This is a genomic window from Mesorhizobium sp. LNHC221B00, from assembly GCF_000502935.1.
GTDB classification, from domain to species: Bacteria; Pseudomonadota; Alphaproteobacteria; order Rhizobiales; family Rhizobiaceae; genus Mesorhizobium; species Mesorhizobium opportunistum.
On record NZ_AYWR01000012.1, the window covers coordinates 151,752 to 172,412 of the forward strand.

The window sequence follows — 20,661 nt, forward strand, 5'->3', positions numbered from 1 at the left end:
AATCGGGCGATTGAAGGGATGCGGCCTAGACAGCCTTGTGCGTCCCGTTGGGCGCACAAGGCACACTCTAGCACTTTGGGCGTTCGCATCGTGCTTTCCAAAATCGAAGCCGATTTTTGGGCCGATGCGTTTGGAGAGGATTTCATATGACTATTGCGCGCAAATTTCTTTCGATGGGCATGGCGGGTGCCGTGGCCTCGATGCTTGCTGCCTGTGCCACCAGCGGTCCCGGCGAGCCGCCGATGGCAGCCTCGCCGAAAGGCGTCGAAGGCTCCTGGATCGACGCCAAGGGCACCGGCCTGTCGACCTTCACCGCCGGGAAATTCGCGACGGTGGCCACCGACACCGGCCAGAAGCTGGCGGATGGCAGCTACACGATGACCGGCGCCACGTCGGTGCAGATCAACGGCACATCGCTGATCCGCCAGACCGGTGTCAGCTTCAACTGCCTGCTGGTGTCGACCAGCCAGCTGAACTGCACCAGTTCGTCCGGCCAGAACTTCGTGCTGACGCGACGCACCTGAACGAGCAGGGGTTCGCCTCATAGCGCCTCACGAGGGACGGCGGTCAACAGACCGCGGTCCCTTTTTTTGCGCCAGAAAACACCCCGGGGTTTTCGCCGGAAAATACAGCCGGCATTTCCGCTTGCGTCTGCCGAAACGCGATGGGAACATGGTCAAAATGCTGGCTGTTATGTCCCAGTCAAGCAAGGGTGTTAAACGCCTCTGATCAGCCTGCCGGGAGACGAAGATGAAGAAGCTTGCCGCCATTGCCGCCCTTTCCGTATCGACGCTCGGCCTGTCGGCCGGCGCATCCTTTGCCGACTACACACTGAACATTTTGCATTTCAACGATTGGCACAGCCGCATCGAAGGCAACAACAAATACGAATCGACCTGTTCGGCCGATGAGGAGACCAAGGGCGAATGCATTGGCGGCGCCGGCCGGCTGGTCACCGCGATCGCCCAGGAACGCAAGAAGCTCGAAGGCCAGAACGTACTGCTGCTCAATGCAGGTGACAGCTTCCAAGGATCGCTGTTCTACACCACCTACAAGGGCGCCGTGGAAGAGGAATTCCTCAATCAGATAAAACCCGACGCTGTGACGCTCGGCAACCACGAATTCGACGACGGCGAGAGCGCGCTGGTGCCTTATCTCGACAAGGCGAAGTTTCCGGTCGTCAGTGCCAATGTCGTGCCCAACGACAAGTCCGGCGCGGCGGGCAAGATCAAGCCGTCGATCGTCGTGGAGGTCGGCGGCCAGAAGATCGGCATTGTCGGCGCCGTCACCAACGACACGCCCGAACTCGCCTCCCCCGGCCCCAACATCGCCATCGCGGACGACGTCAAGTCGATCACCGCTGAGGTCGAGAAGCTCAAGGCGCAAGGCGTCAACAAGATCATCGCCGTGACCCATATCGGCTACAACCGGGAGCGCGACGTCATCGCCAAGATCCCGGGCATCGACGTGGTCGTCGGCGGCCACAGCCATACGCTTTTGTCGAATACCGATCCGAAGGCGGCAGGCCCCTATCCGACGATGGCCGACAATCCCGACGGCTACAAGGTGCCGGTCGTGCAGGCGGCGTCCTATTCGAAATATCTCGGCGAGTTCAAAGTCGTGTTCGACGACAATGGTATCGTCAAATCGGCGAGCGGCGATCCGATCTCTCTCGACAAGTCGATCACGCCGGATCCAGCCGTGCTCGCCCGCATCAAGGAGCTTGGCGCGCCGATCGAAGCCTTGAAGAACAAGGAGGTCGCCGAGACCACCGACGTCATCGACGGCAGCCGCGAGAGCTGCCGCGTCCATGAATGCGCGATGGGCAACCTCGTTTCCGACGCCATCCTCGACCGCGTCAAGGGACAGGGCGTCGAGANGTCGAGATCGTCATCTCCAATGGCGGCGGCCTGCGCGCCTCGATCGACAAGGGCATCGTCACCATGGGTGAGGTGCTGACGGTGCTGCCGTTCCAGAACACGCTGGCGACCTTCCAGATCTCCGGCAAGGACCTGGTCGCCGGCCTCGAAAGCGGCCTCAGCCAGATCGAGGACGGCGCCGGCCGCTTCCCGCAGGTCGCCGGCCTGAAATATTCCTTCGACAAGTCGGTCGCGCCCAATGCCGGCCGCGTCAAGTCGGTCGAAGTGATGGAGAACGGCGCCTGGGCGCCGATCAATCCCGACAAGGACTATCTGGTCGCCACCAACAATTACGTCCGCCAGGGTGGCGACGGCTACAAGGTCTTCGCCGAAAAGGCCAAGAAGGCCTACGACTACGGCCCCGGCCTCGAACAGGTGGTTGCCGACTATCTCGGCGCGCATCGGCCCTACACGCCCAAGCTCGACGGCCGCATCACCGAGATTGCCGCGACGGTCGCGGCGGCACCGGCGGCAGAACCGGCAAAGCCCGCCGAACCGGCGAAGCCAGCGCCGGCCGAAGCCGCCAAGCCGGCTGAACCGGCGAAGCCCGCGGACGCGGCACCGGCAATGCCTGAACTGCCCGCCAACTCCGGCGATATCGCCAACAAGCCGCCGGCCATGTCGACAGAGGCTGCACCTGCCGAGCCGGCAAAGCCGGCCGAGACGGCTCCTGCACCGGCAGCACCCGCCCCGGCAGCCCCCGCGCCCGCCGAGCCGGCAAAACCCGCCGAGGCCGCGCCGGCTACGGACAATCATGTGATCGTTGCCGGCGACACCTACTGGGACCTGGCAAAGAAGGCTTATGGCGACGCGACCAAGTGGAAGCTCATCTATGATGCCAACAAGGCTCAGAGGCCGCACCGGCTTATGCCCGGCGCATCGCTGACCATTCCAGCGAAGTAGCCTCACTTTACCTCTTCCAGCACCAAGCCTGCCTGGGAAACCGGGCGGGTTTTGTGTTTTCAGGCTAAGGTGCGGCCAGACGCTGCATTGAAAGCGCGCGCAAGATGGTTAGGTTCGCGTCTCCTGGAGAACCCTTATGACGCTTTCCACCTCCGTCGATGCCAAGGCCGCGAAAGCCATCGGCCCGTTGCCTGCCGGCCACCTGCCGGTCAAGACGGGCAAGGTGGGCGTCGTACTGGTCAATCTCGGCACGCCGGACGGTACCGATTTCAAGCCAATGTGGCGCTATCTCAGGGAATTCCTGTCCGATCCGCGTGTCATCGAGCTCAACAAGGCGATCTGGTATCCGATCCTCTATGGCCTGGTGCTCACCATGCGGCCGAAGAAGTCGGGCGCCAACTACGCCAGGATCTGGAACCGGGAGAAGAACGAGTCGCCGCTACGCACCTATACGCGCGCTCAGAGCGAGAAACTGGCCGAGGCATTGCGCGACCTGCCCAATGTCGTGGTCGATTGGGCGATGCGTTACGGAAATCCGTCGACGGCTAGCGTCGTAGAGAGGCTGGTCGCGCAAGGCTGCGATCGCATTCTTTCATTCCCGCTCTATCCGCAATATTCGGCGACCACCACCGCGACCGCCAATGACCAGCTGTTTCGCGCCTTGATGAAGATGCGTCGCGCGCCTGCGGTGCGCAGCGTGCCGTCCTACCATGACGAGCCGGTCTACATCGAGGCGCTGGCGCGTTCGATCGAACAGCATCTGGCGACGCTCGATTTCACACCCGAGGTTGTCATCACCTCCTATCACGGCATCCCGAAGCCCTATTTCGAGAAGGGCGATCCCTATCATTGCCACTGCCAGAAGACGACACGCCTGCTGCGCGAACGGCTCGGCTGGGATGACAAGAAACTGATCATCACCTTCCAGTCGCGCTTCGGCGCGCAGGAATGGCTGCAGCCCTATACCGACAAGACGGTGGAGAAACTGGGCAAGGACGGTGTGAAGTCGATCGCCATCGTCAATCCCGGCTTTTCCGTCGACTGCATCGAGACGCTGGACGAGATTGGCCGCGAGGCCGCCGAAACTTTCCATCATGCCGGCGGCAAGAACTTCGCCCACATCCCTTGTCTCAACGACAGCGCCGAGGGCATGGCGGTGATCGAGGCGCTGGTGCGGCGCGAACTCTCCGGCTGGGCCTGACGCCGGAACAACGGCCACTCCGGGGCGTTGAGGCGCACCTTCCGGAGCGTTCGATGCCCCGCCAACTCGACCTCAGAACTGGCCGGCCCGTCTGGTCCGCCTATCGGGCGCCTGCGGTGCCGACGACCGCGCTGACCCGTGACGCCAAGGCCGATGTGCTGATCGTCGGCATGGGTATCAGCGGCGCCATGATGGCCGAAGTACTGACGGCGGACGGCTATTCCGTGATCTGCATCGACCGGCGCGGACCGGTGAAAGGCTCGACCGCCGCGACCACGGCACTGGTCGAATTCGAACTCGACCAGCCGCTTTCAGTGTTGATCAAGATGATCGGCGAGTCCAAAGCGCAGCAGGCCTGGAGACGCTCGCGGCTCGCCATTTCCAGTCTGGCCGGTCGTATCGAGGATCTGGCCATCGACTGCCGCCTGAGCCGTACCCAATCGCTCTATCTGGCCGGCACCATGCTCAGCACTTCGGAACTGCGGGACGAAACCGAAGCCCGCCGGCAAGCGGGTATCGCCGCAACGTATCTCGCTCCGCAGCAGCTGGCCGAGCGCTACGGCATCGCCCGTGACGGCGCCATCCTCAGCCACGGCAATATCGCGCTCGACCCGCGCAAGCTGACCGCCGGGCTGCTGTTGAAGGCGTTGGAGCGCAAGGCATGTTTCCACGCCCCCGTCGAGGCAACAAGGATCGAGGACAGTGCCGACGCGGTGGTCGTGGCGACCAAGGGTGGCCCGACGATCACGGCGCGGCATGTTGTTCTGGCCACCGGCTATGAACTGGTCGACATCGTGCCGGCGGCCGCTCACCGGATCATCTCGACCTGGGCTATAGCGACACGCCCGCAGCCGCGAAAGCTCTGGCCGCAGGCAGCTTTCATCTGGGAAGCATCCGAGCCCTATCTCTACGCCAGGGCGACAGCCGACGGCAGGGTCATCTGCGGCGGCGAGGACGAGGACTTCATCGACGAGGCACGCCGCGACGAACTGATCGCCGACAAGAGCGCGCGCATCGCCGCAAAACTTAGCCGGCTGTTTCCACGTCTCGACGTCAGGCCTGAATTTGCCTGGACCGGTTCCTTCGGCACCACGACCACCGGCCTGCCCTATATCGGCGCCATTCCGAGACACCCGCGCATTCATGCCGTGATGGGTTACGGCGGCAACGGCATCACCTTCTCGCGGATTGCCTCGGAGATCGTCTCAGCCTCCATCGGCGGCTTCGACGACACGGATGCAGGCCTGTTTGCCTTCAACCGCTAGCTGCAGACCCGCAAACAATCCCTCATCACCTGATTGTAACGTTGCTGAAACACACTTAAGTCTTTGCTGAAGCTGGCTGCGCGGGAATGGCTCGCGCGACTTGCTTCTGAGGGAGAGCCAAATGGATTTCAGTGGTTTCGATATTGCGGTCGTAGTGCTGGTCGCGCTTGTCGTGCTGGTGCTGTTCAAAGGCATCAAGACAATTCCGCAAGGCTACAACTATACCGTCGAACGTTTCGGCCGTTATACAAGGACACTGAGCCCAGGCCTCAACATCATCACGCCGTTCGTCGACCGCATCGGCGCCAAGATGAACATGATGGAGCAAGTGCTCGACGTTCCGAGCCAGGAGATCATCACCCGCGACAATGCCATCGTCGGTGTCGACGGCATCGCCTTCTTCCAGATCCTCAATGCGGCACAGGCGGCCTATCAGGTTGCCGGCCTGCAAAACGCCATCCTCAACCTGACGATGACCAACATCCGCACCGTCATGGGTTCGATGGACCTCGACGAACTGTTGTCCAACCGCGACGCCATCAACGAGCGCTTGCTGCGCGTCGTCGACGAGGCCGCGCATCCGTGGGGCATCAAGATCACCCGCGTCGAGATCAAGGACATCAACCCGCCGGCCAACCTGATCGAATCGATGGGCCGCCAGATGACCGCCGAGCGTAACAAGCGGGCGCAGATTCTCGCCGCCGAAGGCCTCAAGCAGTCGCAGATCCTCGAAGCCGAGGGCCGCAAGGAAGCCGCCTTCCGCGACGCCGAGGCCCGCGAGCGCTCGGCCGAAGCGGAAGCCCGCGCCACCCAGGTGGTGTCGGAAGCCATTTCCAAGGGCGACGTGCAGGCGCTGAACTACTTCGTCGCCCAGAAATACACCGAGGCACTGGGCAAGATCGGCTCGGCCACCAACAGCAAGATCGTGCTGATGCCTTTCGAGGCGTCGTCGCTGATCGGTTCGCTCGGCGGCATCGGCGAGATCGCCAGGGAAGTGTTCAAGGGCGACGGCCCGGCCGGCACGCAGCGGCAGGTTTCACGCCCGCCCGTCGTCAAGCCAAGCGACAATTGATGTCTGCGGTTTGGGAGTAGACCATGATCGACCGTGTCATTTCCGAACTCGGCCCGTGGAGCTGGATGGTCCTGGGCTTCGTCCTGCTGGTGATGGAAATCATCGCGCCGGGCATCTTCATGCTGTGGATCGGCATCGCGGCGCTCATCATCGGGGCGCTGTCGCTGCTGATCTGGGATGTGGCCATCTGGACTTGGCAGGTCCAGGTACTCGCTTTCCTCGCGCTTTCGCTGGTCTCTGCCTATGTCGGCAAGAAACTGGTCGGCGGGCGCCATGATCCGACGGACCAGCCGCTGCTCAACCGGCGCGGCGCCCAGATGGTCGGCAAGATGGCGACCCTTGCCGAGCCGATCAGGGACGGCCGTGGCCGCATCAAGCTCGGCGATACGCTGTGGCGCGTCTCTGGCCCGGATCTGCCGGCCGGCACGCAGGTCCGTGTCACGAGTGCGGCGGATACAGACCTGGAACTCACGGTGGAGCGGGTCTGAATCTTCAGACTGCGCTAAGGTATCGAGATTCAGGTCAGGCCGCGTCGAAAACGATGGCTTTCGAGAACTGGAGCGGAGCGGACATTTGGGTCCGTGAGCACCGGAAGCGCAGAAAGCCGTCGTTTGCAGGCCGGCCTCACCTGAATACCGATACCTTAGGCGGCGCCGATGCGAAGCAGGTCGTGGAAATGCACCACGCCCAGCGGCATGTTGTTCTTGGTCACCACCAGGGCGCCGATATTGTGCTCGTTGAGCAGCGCGATCGCCGTACCGGCAAGCGTCTGCGGGTCGACCGTCTTGGGCGTGCGGGTCATCACCTCGTCGACGATGACGTCGGCCAGGTTACGGTGCAGGTTGCGGGCAACATCGCCATCAGTGATGATCCCGGCCAATTCGCCGTTGGCGTCGACGATCAGGACGCAGCCGACCTTCTTCTGCGACAGCGTCATCACCGCTTCCGGCATCTTTGTGCCGAGCGAAGCCAGCGGAACCTGGTCGCCGACCCGCATGATCTCCGAGACCAGGGTCAGGTTGGCGCCAAGCTGGCCGCCGGGATGAAAGGTGCGGAAATGGTCCGGCGTGAAGCCGCGCGCCTCGAGCAGCGCGATCGCCAGCGCGTCGCCAATGACCAGTTGCAGCAGGGTCGACGTCGTCGGCGCCAGACCGTGCGGGCAGGCCTCCGGGGTGCGTGGCAAAAGCAGCACGACGTCGGCGGCCCGCGCCAGCGCCGATGTCTCTCCGGACGTGATGGCGATGAGCGGAATGGAGAAGCGCCTGGAATAGGCGACGATGCCCAGCATCTCCTTGCTCTCGCCAGACCACGAGATGGCGATGATGGCGTCGTCCTTGGCGATCATGCCGAGATCGCCATGGTTGGCCTCGACGGGATGGACGAAGAAAGCCGGCGTACCGGTCGAGGCAAGCGTCGCCGCGATCTTCGAACCGATATGGCCGCTTTTGCCGACACCAGTGACGATGAGCCGGCCTTCGATCTTCGAGATCATCTCGACGGCCTGGGCGAAAGGTGCGGCCAGGCCGTTCTCCAGCGCTTCGGCCAGGGCTGCGATCCCGGCCTGTTCGGTCGTCACCGTTCTCAGCGCCGAAGCGATCGACGCCTGCCTGTCCAAGGGCTTCTTATCGAGGGATTTCGCATGCATGGGTGATGCGATTAGCGCTTTGCCGCCCGCCTGTCCAACAGAATTGACCCATGGATATCGGCCGGGCTGTGAGACGGAATGGGCCAGCGACAGGCATGAAAACAGGAAGCTTAACGAAGGCGGTATGATTCCCTTTCGAAATCGGCGTCCGGGACCCGGTAAGGGACCCGTCTCAACCCTCCGTTAACCATCCCCATTTACGGTTCGGTAAGTATGGCGCTCAAGGCGCCGCGCAAGCAGTGGTGGCGATGTCCGGGGTCCAGCCAGAAAAATCGACAGGACGACAGGGCAAGGCGGTCTGCGTCTTGCTGCTGGCGACCAGCATGTTTGCCTTGCTGCGCCCGGCACCGCTGCATGCCCAGGAGACGGAACTGCGCGGCGAGGTGTCCGAATCGGCGATCCTGTCCGACCAGCAGCGCAAGGCGCGGCAGCTTGCCTTGGCAAGACAGGGCCAGCAGGCACCGGCCAACGCCGTGCAGGACGCACAGGCCGACACCTATCTGCCGGCCAGCGCCGGCGCCGTGCCTGACGATACGGACAGCAACGACGCAAGCGCGTCCGGCAGCATTTTCGACCCGCCGCAGGCGACCGACGATAGCTCCGCCGATACTTCGAAGCCGCCCAAGCCTCGCCGCCGTCCATCGACTGGCGGGAAGGCGGATCAGGACAAGACCAAGGCGGGCTCCAAGACTTCCGACAAGACTTCCGACAAGGCGGCAGACAAGTCGAAAAAGAAGAAAAAAACGACGTCCACCGATATCACCGCTTCAACGACGGTCTCCACGACGGATGCAGCCGATACGACGGACACGGGCGAGGAGACGGCCAACCGCCGTGTCCGCACCATCGACAGCGCCGACAAGCAAAAGCTCGACCCCGGTGCCGAGCGCACCGACGCCATCGAAGGCCAGAAGAGGAAGCCAGAGGAAGACCCGTTCGCCGCCCCCGGCGTCAAATGGGGTTCCTTCGTCATCCGGCCGACGATCGAACAGGGCCTGACCGCCACGTCGAACGGCGATTCGAGCAGCGCCGGCAAATCGGCGCTGCTGTCGGAGACGGCGCTGCGCTTTTCCGCCACTTCCGACTGGCGCGAGAACTCTGCTGTCATTGATGGCTACGGCCTGTTCCGCGAAACGGTGTCGGGTTATCCCGTTCACAATGCGCAGGGCCGCATCGAAGGCCAGTACAATGTCGACCTCGACAACGAGTTGCGCGCCATCGCCAAGCTCGGCTACGAGGCCGTGCCGGAATCGGCATCATCGCCGGACGCCATTGCCGGCGTCAGCACCCAGCCGCTGCGGCAGACCGTCGACGGCAGCCTTGCCGTCGAAAAGGCGGTCGGCAAGATGCAGTACACGCTGACCGGCGCGGTTGCGCACGACTTCTACGGCGACGCCAAGCTTTCGGACGGCACCTCGCTCTCGCAGAAGGACCAGGACAACACGCTCTATACGGCGACTTTGCGCACCGGTTACGAAATCTCCCCCGCCCTCACCCCGTTCAGCGAAATCGAGGTCGGCCGCCGCATCTACGATCAGCGCATCGACAACGAAGGCTTCGAGCGCTCCTCGACGCGGCTCGGCGCCCGTGCCGGCCTGCAGCTCGACATGGGCGAGAAGCTCTCGGGCGAATTCTCGGCGGGGTGGCTGCGCGAAGCGATCGATGACAAGAGCCTGGAGCCCATTTCAGGCGCCACCGTCAACGCCGCCCTCAAATGGTCGCCCGAGCGTGGCACCATGATCGGCCTGACCGGCAGCAGCACCGTCGAGACCACGACCACCGCAGGTGAAAGCGGCGATATCCTCTACTCCGGCCGCCTGACCGGCGAGCGGCAGATCCGTGCCAACCTCACCGGCAACGCGGCCCTGGGCCTCGACTGGCGCAACTATGTCGGCATCGACGGCCATGACAGGATTTTGAGCGCCGAGGCCAGACTGACCTGGTGGCTGAACCGCTATGCCGGGCTCACCACCAAGGTGAGGACCGAAAAGCTGACCAGCAATTTGCCAGGCCGCGACTACACCGCCAACAGCATCTATCTCGGCGTGAAGGTGCAGCAGTGAAGGCGCCTGCAACGCCAAGGATGTGTTGAGATTCAGGTCAGGCGGCGCCGAGAATGGTGGGTTCCGAGAACCGGAACGGAGCGTACGTTTGGGTACGTGAGTACCGGAAGCGCAGGAAGCCGCCATTCGCAGGCCGGCCTCACCTGAATATCAGCACATCCTAGAATGCTGCCCCGCGCCGCTCTGATGGCTTCATCTCGTCGAGAAGCGTGCGGATGACGCCGGCCATGCTGTGGTTCATGTCGCTTCGCCACAGCGCGAAGGCGACATTGGCCTCGACGAAGCCTTCCGGGGAGCCGCAGTCGAAGGTGCGGCCCTGATAGTGGTAGCCGTAGAAGGCCTGCTGCTTCTCCAGCTTCAGCATCGCATCGGTGAGCTGGATCTCGTTGCCGGCGCCCTTCTCCTGCCCTTCGAGGATCTTGAAGATCTCGGGCTGCAGGATGTAGCGGCCGTTGATGTACAGGTTCGACGGCGCGGTGCCGGTCTTTGGCTTCTCGACCATTTCGGTGATGCGGAAGCCGTGATGGGTCGGTTCGCCCCGGCCGACAATGCCATATTTATGGGCTTCGGCCGGATCGCACTCCTGCACGGCGATGATGTTGTTGCCGGTCTCGGCGTAGAGATCGACCATCTCCTTCATGCAGCTCTTTTCCGACTGCATGATCATGTCGGGCAACAGCAGCGCGAACGGCTCGTCGCCGACCAGTTCGCGCGCGCACCAGACGGCATGGCCAAGCCCCATCGGCACCTGCTGGCGGGTGAAGCTCGTCTGTCCCGGCGCCGGCTGCAGCCGCTGCAACCGGGCAAGCTGCTCGTCCTTGCCGCGCTGGGCGAGCGTGTCATAGAGCTCGAACTGGATATCGAAATGATCCTCGATGACCGCCTTGTTGCGACCGGTGACGAAGATGAAATGTTCGATGCCCGCCTCGCGCGCCTCATCCACCACATACTGGATGACCGGCCGGTCGACGACGGTCAGCATTTCCTTGGGAACAGCCTTGGTGGCGGGGAGAAACCGCGTGCCGAGACCAGCGACTGGAAAAACTGCCTTGCGAACTCTCTTCATACGCCAATTATCCATTTGATGGCTGGCTCCGCAATCCCTGTCCGGCGACATTTTCACGCCGGATTTGAGGATTACTGGCAGGACCGAGGGGAAACTCCCATCCGTAAAGCATCGAGACGTCTTTTCGTTCCAGGCATTGCCTATGGTAAACTAATTCATAACCCGGTTCGGCGATGAATGGTCTTTCCTGAGACAGAGAAGGAGGAAGAGATGTCCGTTCGCAATGCCGCAAAACGTTTCACCAGCGTCATGACGGCGGCCAGCCTCTCGCTCGCTATGCTGATGCCTGCCGGGCCGGCCTTCGCCGACGCCGGTTTCCGGCAATGGGTCGCCGGCTTCCGCGCCACGGCCGTGGCGGGCGGCGTTGCCGGCTCTGTCTACGATCAGGCTTTCAGGAGTATCAACGAACCCGATCCGGTGGTGCTGGAAAAGGCCCGCACCCAGCCCGAATTCACCGCGCCCGCCTGGGACTATTTCGACAACCGCGTGCATGACCAGTCCGTCGCCGTCGGGCAGCAGATGGCGAAAAAGTGGAAGCCGTGGCTGGACAGGATCGAGGCGAAGTTCGGCGTCGACCGCTACATTCTGCTGGCCATCTGGTCGATGGAATCGAACTATGGCGAAATCCTCAAGCGCGACGACATCATGCGCAATGTCGTGCGTTCGCTGGCGACGCTTGCCTATGGCGATCCGAAGCGGTCCAAATATGCCCGCACACAGCTGGTCGCGGCGCTGAAGATCCTGCAGACCGGCGACATCGACGAAGGCCACCTGATGGGCTCCTGGGCCGGCGCCATGGGCCAGACCCAGTTCATCCCCACCAGCTACCAGCACTATGCCGTCGACATGGACGGCAACGGCAAGCGCGATATCTGGAATTCCATCCCCGACGCGCTGGCGACATCGGCCAATCTGTTGAAGAAGAATGGCTGGCAGGCCGGCAAGACCTGGGGCTATGAAGTCGCCTTGCCGGCGGGAAAACTGCCGGCCGGCTCGAAAACCCTGGCGCAATGGCAGGCGCTCGGCGTCGTCAGGGCCAGCGGCAAGCCGTTCAAGAACCTCACCGACAAGGCGACGCTCAAAGTGCCGGATGGCCGCGGCGGGCCGGCGTTCCTGATGATCAGGAATTTCTCGGTGATCAAGGCCTACAACAACGCCGACAAATATGCCCTCGCCGTCGGCCTTCTTGCCGATGAGATCGCCGGCTCCAGCGGTCTTGTGCAGGATTGGAAGCGGCCTTTCACCAAGCTCAGTTTCGAGGAACGGCAGGAGCTGCAGAAGCGGCTTTCGCAACATGGGCTTTACGACGGCAAGTTCGATGGCAAGATCGGCGACGGATCGAAGACCGCCATCATGGCCTATCAGGCAAAGGTCGGCTTGACCCAGGACGGGTATCCGAGCATGGAAGTGCTCAAATGGCTCCGGCAAAAATAGAGCCGGCCACGGCGCCGAGTGCGTTTTTGGCGGACGCACCAGGCGCAACGTTACTTTGAACTTGCGCCCGGTCCCAAAACCGGCTCGTTTTGTGGGGTGGGCGCAAGGGGAGGAGGAGTGATTGGTTTCGGCCGCGCGTATCGCGATCCTTGTTCGCCGCATGCCGATCCTGATTCTGGCAATCGTTCTGCTGGTGATCGGCGCTGCCAGTGCCTTCCATGCGCCGGCCATGGCGCAGGAGCAGCAGCAAAATCGTGGCTGGTCGTTGCGCGACCTTCTGTTTCCGCGCCGCAGCGAGCGGTTTGAGCCGCCGCCGACCATCCAGAAGGCAAGACCCAAGGCGAAAAAGCCGCGCGCTCCCCGTCCGCCCGCGGAGCCGGAAACCCCGGTGGTCGACAAGGCGCCGGATGCCCGTACCGTCCTGGTGGTCGGCGACTTCATGGCGGCCGGCCTGTCCGAAGGCCTGGACACCGCCTTCGCGGAGAATCCCGGCGTCAGGATCGTCGTTCGCTCCAATGGTTCGTCCGGTTTCGTGCGCGACGATTTCTACAACTGGCCCGAACAGATCAAGTCGCTGATCGAGACCGAGAAACCGGCCGCCGTGGTCGTCATGCTAGGGTCCAACGACCGTCAGCAGATGATGGTGGGGGACGTTCGCGAGCAACCCCGGTCCGAGAACTGGACCAAGGAATACGAGCGCCGCACCGACGAACTCGGCAAAGCCATCGCCAGCACCAAGGTGCCGTTCCTTTGGGTCGGCATGCCGGCCTTCCGGGTGGCGAAGATGACCTCCGACATGCTGGCCTTCAACGACATCTACCATTCGGCGGCCCAGAAGAACGGCGGCGAGTTCGTCGATGTCTGGGATGGCTTCGTCGACGAGAACGGCGCCTTCATCACCAGCGGCCCCGACATGAACGGCCAGCCGGTGCGGCTGCGCGCCGATGACGGCATCAACGTCTCGAAAGCCGGCAAGCGCAAGCTCGCCTTCTACACAGAAAAGCCGCTGATGAAGATCCTCGGTCTGGCCGCGTCCGGAAACATGGCCCCGGCCGCCGCACCGGCAGGCGCCCCTGTCGAGGCCCCGGCGTCGGCCGCCGCACCCATCGTCATCGACCGCACCGTGCCCATGCTGCTCAGCGATCCGGCGCTCGACGGCGGCACCGAACTGCTCGGCGCCGCGCCGCCGGCAAAGGCCAATCCGGCTCTTCCCGGTGAAAGACTGGTGATCGAGGGCAAGGCGCCGGCGGCTTCACCCGGCCGTGCAGACGATTTTTCCTGGCCGCCCAAGACAAGCTCCGCCGCTGCGGCCGCCTCGGCTGACACGACGACGGCGATCGCGCCTTAACGCGGCAGGACGCTCGTCCCCATCAAGGCCTCGTCGATCGAGCGCGCCGCCTGGCGGCCTTCGCGGATCGCCCAGACCACCAGCGACTGGCCGCGGCGCACATCGCCCGCCGCGTAGAGCCTGTCGACGCTGGTCTTGTAGTCGCGGTCATTGGCCTCGACATTCCTGGAGCGGCGGCTGTCGGTGGTGACCTTCATCTCCCCCTCCAGTTCCGTCACCACACCGGCCGTCGTCGGCCCGGCAAAGCCGATGGCGATGAAGGCGAGGTCGGCGCGGATGACGAAGTCGGTGCCGGGAATCGGCTGGCGCTTCTCGTCGACTTCGCAGCATTTGACGCCGGTCAGCTGGCCCTCCTCGCCGATGAACTCGAGCGTCGCCACCTGGAACTCGCGCTCGGCGCCTTCGGCCTGCGAGGACGACGTGCGCATCTTGGTCGCCCAGTAGGGCCAGACCGCGAGCTTGTCTTCCTTCTCCGGCGGCTGCGGGCGGATGTCGAGTTGGGTGACGCGCACCGCGCCCTGCCGGAAAGCCGTGCCGACACAGTCGGAGGCCGTATCGCCGCCGCCGACGACGACCACATGCTGGCCGCCGGCGATGATCGGATGCGAGGGCCAGGCCACCGACTGGATCGGCTCGCCGCCGACGCGGCGGTTCTGCTGCACCAGATAGGGCATGGCGTCATGCACGCCGCCAAGATCGTCACCGGGAATGCCGGCCGCGCGCGGCGTTTCCGAACCGCCGCAATAGAGCACGGCATCGTGTTCGGCGAGCAGTTCGGCAACAGACTTGTCGACACCGACATTGACGCCGCAATGGAAAGTCACGCCCTCGCCCTGCATCTGCTCGATGCGGCGATCGATATAGTGCTTCTCGATCTTGAAGTCGGGGATGCCGTAGCGCATCAGCCCGCCTGGACGGCTTTCGCGCTCATAGACGTGAACGTCGTGGCCGGCGCGACCAAGCTGCTGGGCGGCTGCCATGCCGGCCGGACCCGAACCGATGATGGCGACCCGCTTGCCGGTCTTCTTCTCCGGCGGATAGGGCCTGATATGACCGGTCTCATAGGCCTTGTCGGCTATCGCCTGCTCCACCGTCTTGATGGCAACCGGAATGTCCTCGAGATTCAGCGTGCAGGCTTCCTCGCAAGGTGCCGGGCAAATGCGGCCGGTGAATTCCGGGAAATTGTTGGTCGAATGCAGGTTGCGGATCGCATTGTCCCAGTCCCGGTTGTAGACGAGGTCGTTCCAGTCGGGGATCTGGTTGTGGATCGGGCAGCCCGTCGGCCCGTGGCAGAACGGAATGCCGCAATCCATGCAGCGCGCAGCCTGTTTCTCGACCTCCTTGTCCGACATCGGCAACGTGAATTCGCGGAAATGCCGGATGCGGTCGGAGGCCGGCTGGTACTTATGGACCTGCCGGTCGATTTCGAGAAAGCCTGTTACCTTGCCCATAGTCCAGTTCCTGCTGTCCAGATGGTGCGGTTTTCGCCGCACCCGTTAACCTCTTGAGGCAGCCATGGCAACCTTTGGCAAGAGGTCAAATTGTCGGTGACATGAAGCCGGGAAGCCTGGGCCTCCCGGCCGTTGCAAAAATCTATTCGGCGGCAACGCCCATGCGCATGCGTTCCATCTCGATCAGCGCACGGCGGTACTCGACCGGCATGATCTTGCGGAATTTCGGCCGGAACGTCGTCCAATCGTCGAGGATCTCGCGGCCGCGCACCGAACCCGTATAGTGCACGTGGTTCGAGATCAGCTGGTAAAGCCGTTCCTCGTCGTGGCTGGTCATGTCGCCCGAGACGTCGACGCGACCCTTGTGGTCGAGGTCGCCGCCATGGTGCAGCAGCTTTTCCATCAGGTCGTCTTCTTCCGGAACCGGTTCCAGCTCGACCATGGCCATGTTGCAGCGCTCGGCGAAATCGCCGGCCTCGTCCAGCACATAGGCGACGCCGCCCGACATGCCGGCGGCGAAGTTGCGGCCGGTCTTGCCGATGACGACGACTATGCCGCCGGTCATGTACTCGCAGCCATGGTCACCGACGCCTTCGACTACGGCGGCAACACCGGAATTGCGCACGGCGAAGCGCTCGCCGGCAACGCCGGCGAAATAGGCTTCGCCCTCTGTTGCGCCATAGAGCACCGTGTTGCCGACGATGATGGACTCGGCCGCGACGATCTTGGCTTCTTCCGGTGGCCGGATGACGATGCGGCCGCCCGACAGCCCCTTGCCGACATAGTCGTTGCCGGCGCCGACAAGCTCGAACGAGATGCCGCGCGCCAGGAAGGCGCCGAACGACTGGCCGGCGGTGCCGGTCAGCTTCACCTGGATCGTGTCCTCGCGCAGCCCCTTGTGCTTGAAGCGCTTGGCGACTTCGCCCGACAGCATGGCACCCGTCGAACGGTCGACATTGCGGATGCCGACCTCGATCTGGACCGGCTGCTTGGCCTCCAGCGCGGGCTTGGCCAACTCGATCAGCTTGCGGTCGAGCACATCGTCGATGGGATGCTTCTGCCGCTCGGTCCAATGCACCGCCTCATGCGGGGCGTCGGGCTTGTAGAACATCTTCGAAAAATCGAGCCCGCGCGCCTTCCAGTGCACGATCAGGTCGCGCTTTTCCAGAAGGTCGGTGTCGCCGATGATCTGGTCGAGATGGGTGAAGCCCATTTCGGCGAGCAGCGCCCTCACCTCTTCCGCGACGTAGAAGAAGAAGTTGATGACGTGCTCGGGCGTGCCCTTGAAGCGCTTGCGCAGCACCGGATCCTGCGTCGCGACGCCGACAGGGCAGGTGTTCAGGTGGCACTTGCGCATCATGATGCAGCCGGCGGCGATCAAGGGCGCGGTCGAGAAGCCGAACTCGTCGGCACCGAGCAGCGCGCCGATGATGACGTCGCGCCCGGTGCGCAGGCCGCCATCGACCTGCAGCGCCACGCGCGAACGCAAGCCGTTCAGCACCAACGTCTGATGCGTCTCGGCCAGACCCATTTCCCACGGGGAACCGGCGTGCTTGAGCGAGGTCAGCGGCGAGGCGCCGGTGCCGCCATCATAGCCCGAGATGGTGATATGGTCGGCGCGTGCCTTGGCGACACCCGCCGCGACCGTGCCGACACCGACTTCCGACACCAGCTTGACCGACACGTCGGCCGCCGGATTGACGTTCTTCAGGTCGTAGATCAGCTGCGCCAGATCCTCGATCGAATAGATGTCGTGATGCGGCGGCGGCGAGATCAGGCCGACGCCGGGCGTCGAGTGCCGGACCTTGGCGATGGTCGCGTCGACCTTGTGGCCGGGCAACTGGCCGCCCTCCCCGGGCTTGGCACCCTGCGCGACCTTGATCTGCATGACATCGGAATTGACCAGATATTCCGCCGTCACGCCGAACCGGCCGGAAGCGACCTGCTTGATCGCCGAGCGCTCCGGGTTCTTGCCGCCACCGGGCAGCGGCAGATAGCGGTCAGCCTCTTCGCCGCCCTCGCCGGTGTTCGACTTGCCGCCGATCTGGTTCATGGCGCGCGCCAGCGTGGTGTGGGCTTCGCGCGAAATCGAGCCGAACGACATCGCCCCGGTCGAGAAGCGCTTGACGATATCGGCAGCCGGCATGACGTCGTCGAGCGCGACCTTCTTGCGCCCGGTCTCCTCAGCCAGCTTGATCTTGAACAGCCCGCGAATGGCCTGGGCGCGCGCCGTCTCGCTGTCGATCTGCGCGGAATAGTCCTTGAACGTCTCCCACGAGCCCTGGCGCACGGCATGCTGCAAGGTGGCGACCGCGTCGGGCGACCACATATGCGCCTCGCCGCGCATGCGGAACAGATATTCGCCACCGACATCCAGGCTGTTGCGCAGCACCGGGTCGCTGCCGAAACCGTCCGTGTGACGGCTGACCGTCTCGGCCGCGACCTCGTCCAGCCCGACGCCTTCGATCAGCGTCGCGGTGCCGGTGAAATATTGCTGCACGAAGTCGAACTTCAGCCCGATCGCGTCAAAGATCTGCGCGCCGCAATAGGACTGGTAGGTCGAGATGCCCATCTTGGACATCACCTTGAGGATGCCTTTGCCGATCGACTTGATGTAGCGCGACACCACTTCGTAGGCGTCGACCTCCTCCGGCAGCTCGCCGCGCTTGTGCATGTCGAGCAGCGTGTCGAAGGCGAGGTAGGGGTTGATCGCCTCGGCGCCGTAACCGGCAAGGCAGCAGAAATGGTGCACTTCGCGCGGCTCGCCGGATTCCACGACGAGGCCGACAGAGGTGCGCAGCCCCTTGCGGATCAGGTGGTGATGCACGGCTGCCGTCGCCAGCAGTGCCGGGATGGCGATCCGGTCCGGGCCAAGCTGGCGGTCGGACAGGATGATGATGTTGTAGCCGCCGGCGACCGCCGCCTCCGCTCGCTCACAGAGCCTGTCGATGGCGCCTTGCATGCCGGCAGCGCCCTCGCTCGACCCGTAGGTGATGTCGATCGTCTTGGTGTCGAAGCGGTCTTCGGTATGGCCGATCGAGCGGATCTTTTCCAGATCGCCATTGGTCAGGATCGGCTGGCGCACTTCGAGCCGTTTGCGGCGCGAATTGCCGACCAGGTCGAAGATGTTCGGCCTGGGACCGATGAAGGACACCAGGCTCATCACCAGCTCCTCGCGGATCGGGTCGATCGGCGGATTGGTGACCTGGGCAAAGTTCTGCTTGAAATAGGTGTAGAGCAGCTTCGACCTGTCCGACATCGCCGAGATCGGGGTGTCGGTGCCCATCGAACCCACGGCTTCCTGGCCGGTGGTCGCCATCGGCGACATCAACAGCTTGGTATCTTCCTGGGTGTAGCCGAACGCCTGCTGGCGATCGAGCAGGCTGACATCCTTGCGCAGCGCGCGCGGCTCGACCGGCTTCAGATCTTCCAGGATCAGCTGCGTGTTGGCAAGCCAGGTCTTGTAGGGATGCTTGGTCGCGATCTCCGATTTGATCTCCTCGTCGGGAACGATGCGGCCCTTGGCAAGGTCGATCAGAAGCATGCGGCCGGGCTGCAGCCGCCACTTCTTGACGATCTTCTCCTCCGGCACCGGCAGCACGCCGGCTTCCGAGGCCATGATGACGCGGTCGTCGTTGGTAACGATATAGCGTGCCGGGCGCAGTCCGTTGCGGTCGAGCGTGGCGCCGATCTGGCGGCCGTCGGTGAAGGCGACCGCAGCCGGTCCATCCCATGGCTCCATAAGGGCTGCATGGTACTCGTAGAAAGCCTTGCGGTCGGCCCCCATGAGCTTGTTGCCGGCCCAGGCTTCCGGGATCAGCATCATCATGGCATGGCTGAGGCTGTAGCCGCCCTGGAACAGGAATTCGAGCGCATTGTCGAAGCAGGCGGTGTCGGACTGGCCGTCATAGGAGATTGGCCACAGCTTCGAAATGTTGTTGCCGAACAGCTCGGAATCGACGGAAGCCTGTCTGGCCGCCATCCAGTTGTTGTTGCCGCGCACCGTGTTGATCTCGCCATTGTGGGCGACCATGCGATAGGGATGCGCCAGCTTCCACGACGGGAAGGTGTTGGTCGAGAAGCGCTGGTGGACCAGGATCAACGCGGTCTCGAAGCGCGGGTCCTTGAGGTCCTTGTAGTAGGCGCCGACCTGATAGGCCAGGAACATGCCCTTGTAGACGATGGTGCGCGCCGACAGCGACACGCAATAGGCGCCGATGTCCTTGTTGTCGTTCTCGGCGTAGATGCGGCCCGATATGACCTTGCGCAGCAGGTAAAGCCTGGCCTCGTACTCCTCGTCGTCGGGAATATCCGCCGTGCGGCCGATGAAGACCTGCCGATGGAACGGCTCGGACGCCACGATGTCAGCCGCCTTCGACAGGGATGAATTGTCGACGGGCACGTCGCGGAAACCGATGAGCGGCAGTCCCTCGGACTGCGCCGATTCGGCAATGATCTCTTCGACATGGGCACGAAGAGCGGCGTCTTGCGGCATGAACCAGTGCCCGACGCCATATTGGCCAGAAGGCGGCAGTTCGATGCCCTGGGCCGCCATCTCCTCACGGAAGAATTGGTCCGGAAGCTGCACCAGCACGCCGGCGCCGTCGCCGACCAGCGGATCGGCCCCGACGGCGCCGCGATGCGTCAGGTTTTCGAGCACGGCAAGGCCGTCCTTGACGATCTGGTGCGACTTCACGCCCTTCATGTTGACGATGAAGCCGACGCCGCAGGCGTCATGCTCGTTGCGCGGATCGTAGAGGCCCTGGGCGGCAAAACCGTTGGCGGTTCGGCCGATGTTGGATCGAGGCGTAGTTTTGACGGTAGCCGCTTTCGTCTGCGCGGCCTGGCCGTTCGTCGCAGCAAGCGTCATGTCCGTCATTGTCCTGTCCTCCGTTCCCAGCCCTTCGGGCGCTGGCCATTTCTTCGGTCGCTAATTTGCCTCGGCAAGCGTCTTGCTCACCCTGATCCTTGCGGCACGTCTTGCGAAATCCTTGCCGGATCATGCGGCTTTTCGCATGGTCCGCATCTGGTATCGTACAGGCCAGAGTCTGGCCGTCCACCTGTCGCTCGCGGCAACAGCCGGAGAGGCCCATATGTTACGCCAATCCAGCCTGTTTTGTGCGACAAAATAAGACAGCACTACTGTCCTAAATTTTTATGGCAGAATTCCCCGACGCACACAAGACCGATTCACAAAAAACTTGGGCCTTACACGACAGAAAATGTCGCGAGGGTGGCCGAAAACGTAAGCTTCAGTCGCCAGCCGCCACACTGACAAGTTGATCGGGCCGGTG

12 protein-coding genes and 1 pseudogene are annotated in these 20,661 nt (G+C 63.4%); 9 read left to right on the forward strand and 4 right to left on the reverse strand.

All coding sequences use genetic code 11. The features are described from left to right. The first annotated feature begins 146 nt into the window (after window positions 1–146). The 6 genes and pseudogenes from X741_RS149905 (at window position 147) to X741_RS149885 (ending at window position 6,848) form a co-directional block, all read left to right on the forward strand. Window positions 147–524: a hypothetical protein gene (locus X741_RS149905; protein WP_023765806.1), complete on the forward strand. Its 378-nt coding sequence runs from the start codon at window positions 147–149 to the stop codon at window positions 522–524. 226 nt (window positions 525–750) lie between these two features. Further along, window positions 751–2,822 (forward strand): annotated as a pseudogene (locus X741_RS01000000166855) (5'-nucleotidase C-terminal domain-containing protein). 136 nt (window positions 2,823–2,958) lie between these two features. After that, window positions 2,959–4,023 (forward strand): ferrochelatase, encoded by a 1,065-nt coding sequence (gene hemH / locus X741_RS149900; protein ID WP_023778515.1) that lies wholly within the window; start codon window positions 2,959–2,961, stop codon window positions 4,021–4,023. A gap of 53 nt (window positions 4,024–4,076) precedes the next feature. After that, window positions 4,077–5,288, forward strand: a complete 1,212-nt coding sequence (locus X741_RS149895) for an FAD-binding oxidoreductase (RefSeq protein ID WP_023778516.1) — start codon at window positions 4,077–4,079, stop codon at window positions 5,286–5,288. A gap of 121 nt (window positions 5,289–5,409) precedes the next feature. Next, window positions 5,410–6,360: an SPFH domain-containing protein gene (locus tag X741_RS149890; RefSeq protein ID WP_013893138.1), complete on the forward strand. Its 951-nt coding sequence runs from the start codon at window positions 5,410–5,412 to the stop codon at window positions 6,358–6,360. 23 nt (window positions 6,361–6,383) lie between these two features. After that, the gene (locus X741_RS149885; RefSeq protein ID WP_023778517.1) at window positions 6,384–6,848 is read left to right on the forward strand and encodes an NfeD family protein; all 465 of its coding nucleotides are present in this window, start codon (window positions 6,384–6,386) and stop codon (window positions 6,846–6,848) included. Between the two features lie 155 nt (window positions 6,849–7,003). Here X741_RS149885 and X741_RS149880 read toward each other — a convergent pair whose 3' ends face one another. Continuing rightward, window positions 7,004–8,005, reverse strand: a complete 1,002-nt coding sequence (locus X741_RS149880) for a KpsF/GutQ family sugar-phosphate isomerase (protein ID WP_023778518.1) — start codon at window positions 8,003–8,005, stop codon at window positions 7,004–7,006. 248 nt (window positions 8,006–8,253) lie between these two features. Here X741_RS149880 and X741_RS149875 point away from each other — a divergent pair, with 248 nt between their 5' ends. Next, window positions 8,254–10,068: an outer membrane beta-barrel protein gene (locus tag X741_RS149875; protein ID WP_031250187.1), complete on the forward strand. Its 1,815-nt coding sequence runs from the start codon at window positions 8,254–8,256 to the stop codon at window positions 10,066–10,068. A 160-nt stretch (window positions 10,069–10,228) separates the two neighbouring features. On the opposite strand, the gene galU is transcribed toward X741_RS149875, so the two are convergent. After that, complete coding sequence (gene galU / locus X741_RS149870) at window positions 10,229–11,134, reverse strand: UTP--glucose-1-phosphate uridylyltransferase GalU (protein WP_023765813.1); 906 nt, start codon at window positions 11,132–11,134, stop codon at window positions 10,229–10,231. 210 nt (window positions 11,135–11,344) lie between these two features. Between galU and X741_RS149865 the strand changes: the two genes are divergently transcribed. Continuing rightward, window positions 11,345–12,568 (forward strand): lytic murein transglycosylase, encoded by a 1,224-nt coding sequence (locus X741_RS149865; RefSeq protein ID WP_023778520.1) that lies wholly within the window; start codon window positions 11,345–11,347, stop codon window positions 12,566–12,568. A gap of 121 nt (window positions 12,569–12,689) precedes the next feature. Beyond that, window positions 12,690–13,916, forward strand: a complete 1,227-nt coding sequence (locus tag X741_RS149860) for a DUF459 domain-containing protein (protein ID WP_023765815.1) — start codon at window positions 12,690–12,692, stop codon at window positions 13,914–13,916. Here the strand turns inward: X741_RS149860 and X741_RS149855 are convergent. Beyond that, the gene (locus tag X741_RS149855) at window positions 13,913–15,367 is read right to left on the reverse strand and encodes a glutamate synthase subunit beta (RefSeq protein ID WP_023778521.1); all 1,455 of its coding nucleotides are present in this window, start codon (window positions 15,365–15,367) and stop codon (window positions 13,913–13,915) included. The two genes, X741_RS149860 and X741_RS149855, sit on opposite strands and share 4 nt — an antisense overlap. A gap of 142 nt (window positions 15,368–15,509) precedes the next feature. Then, a complete protein-coding gene (gene gltB / locus X741_RS149850; RefSeq protein ID WP_023778522.1) occupies window positions 15,510–20,246 on the reverse strand; it encodes a glutamate synthase large subunit in 4,737 nt (1,578 codons plus the stop codon). Between the last annotated feature and the right edge of the window lie 415 nt (window positions 20,247–20,661).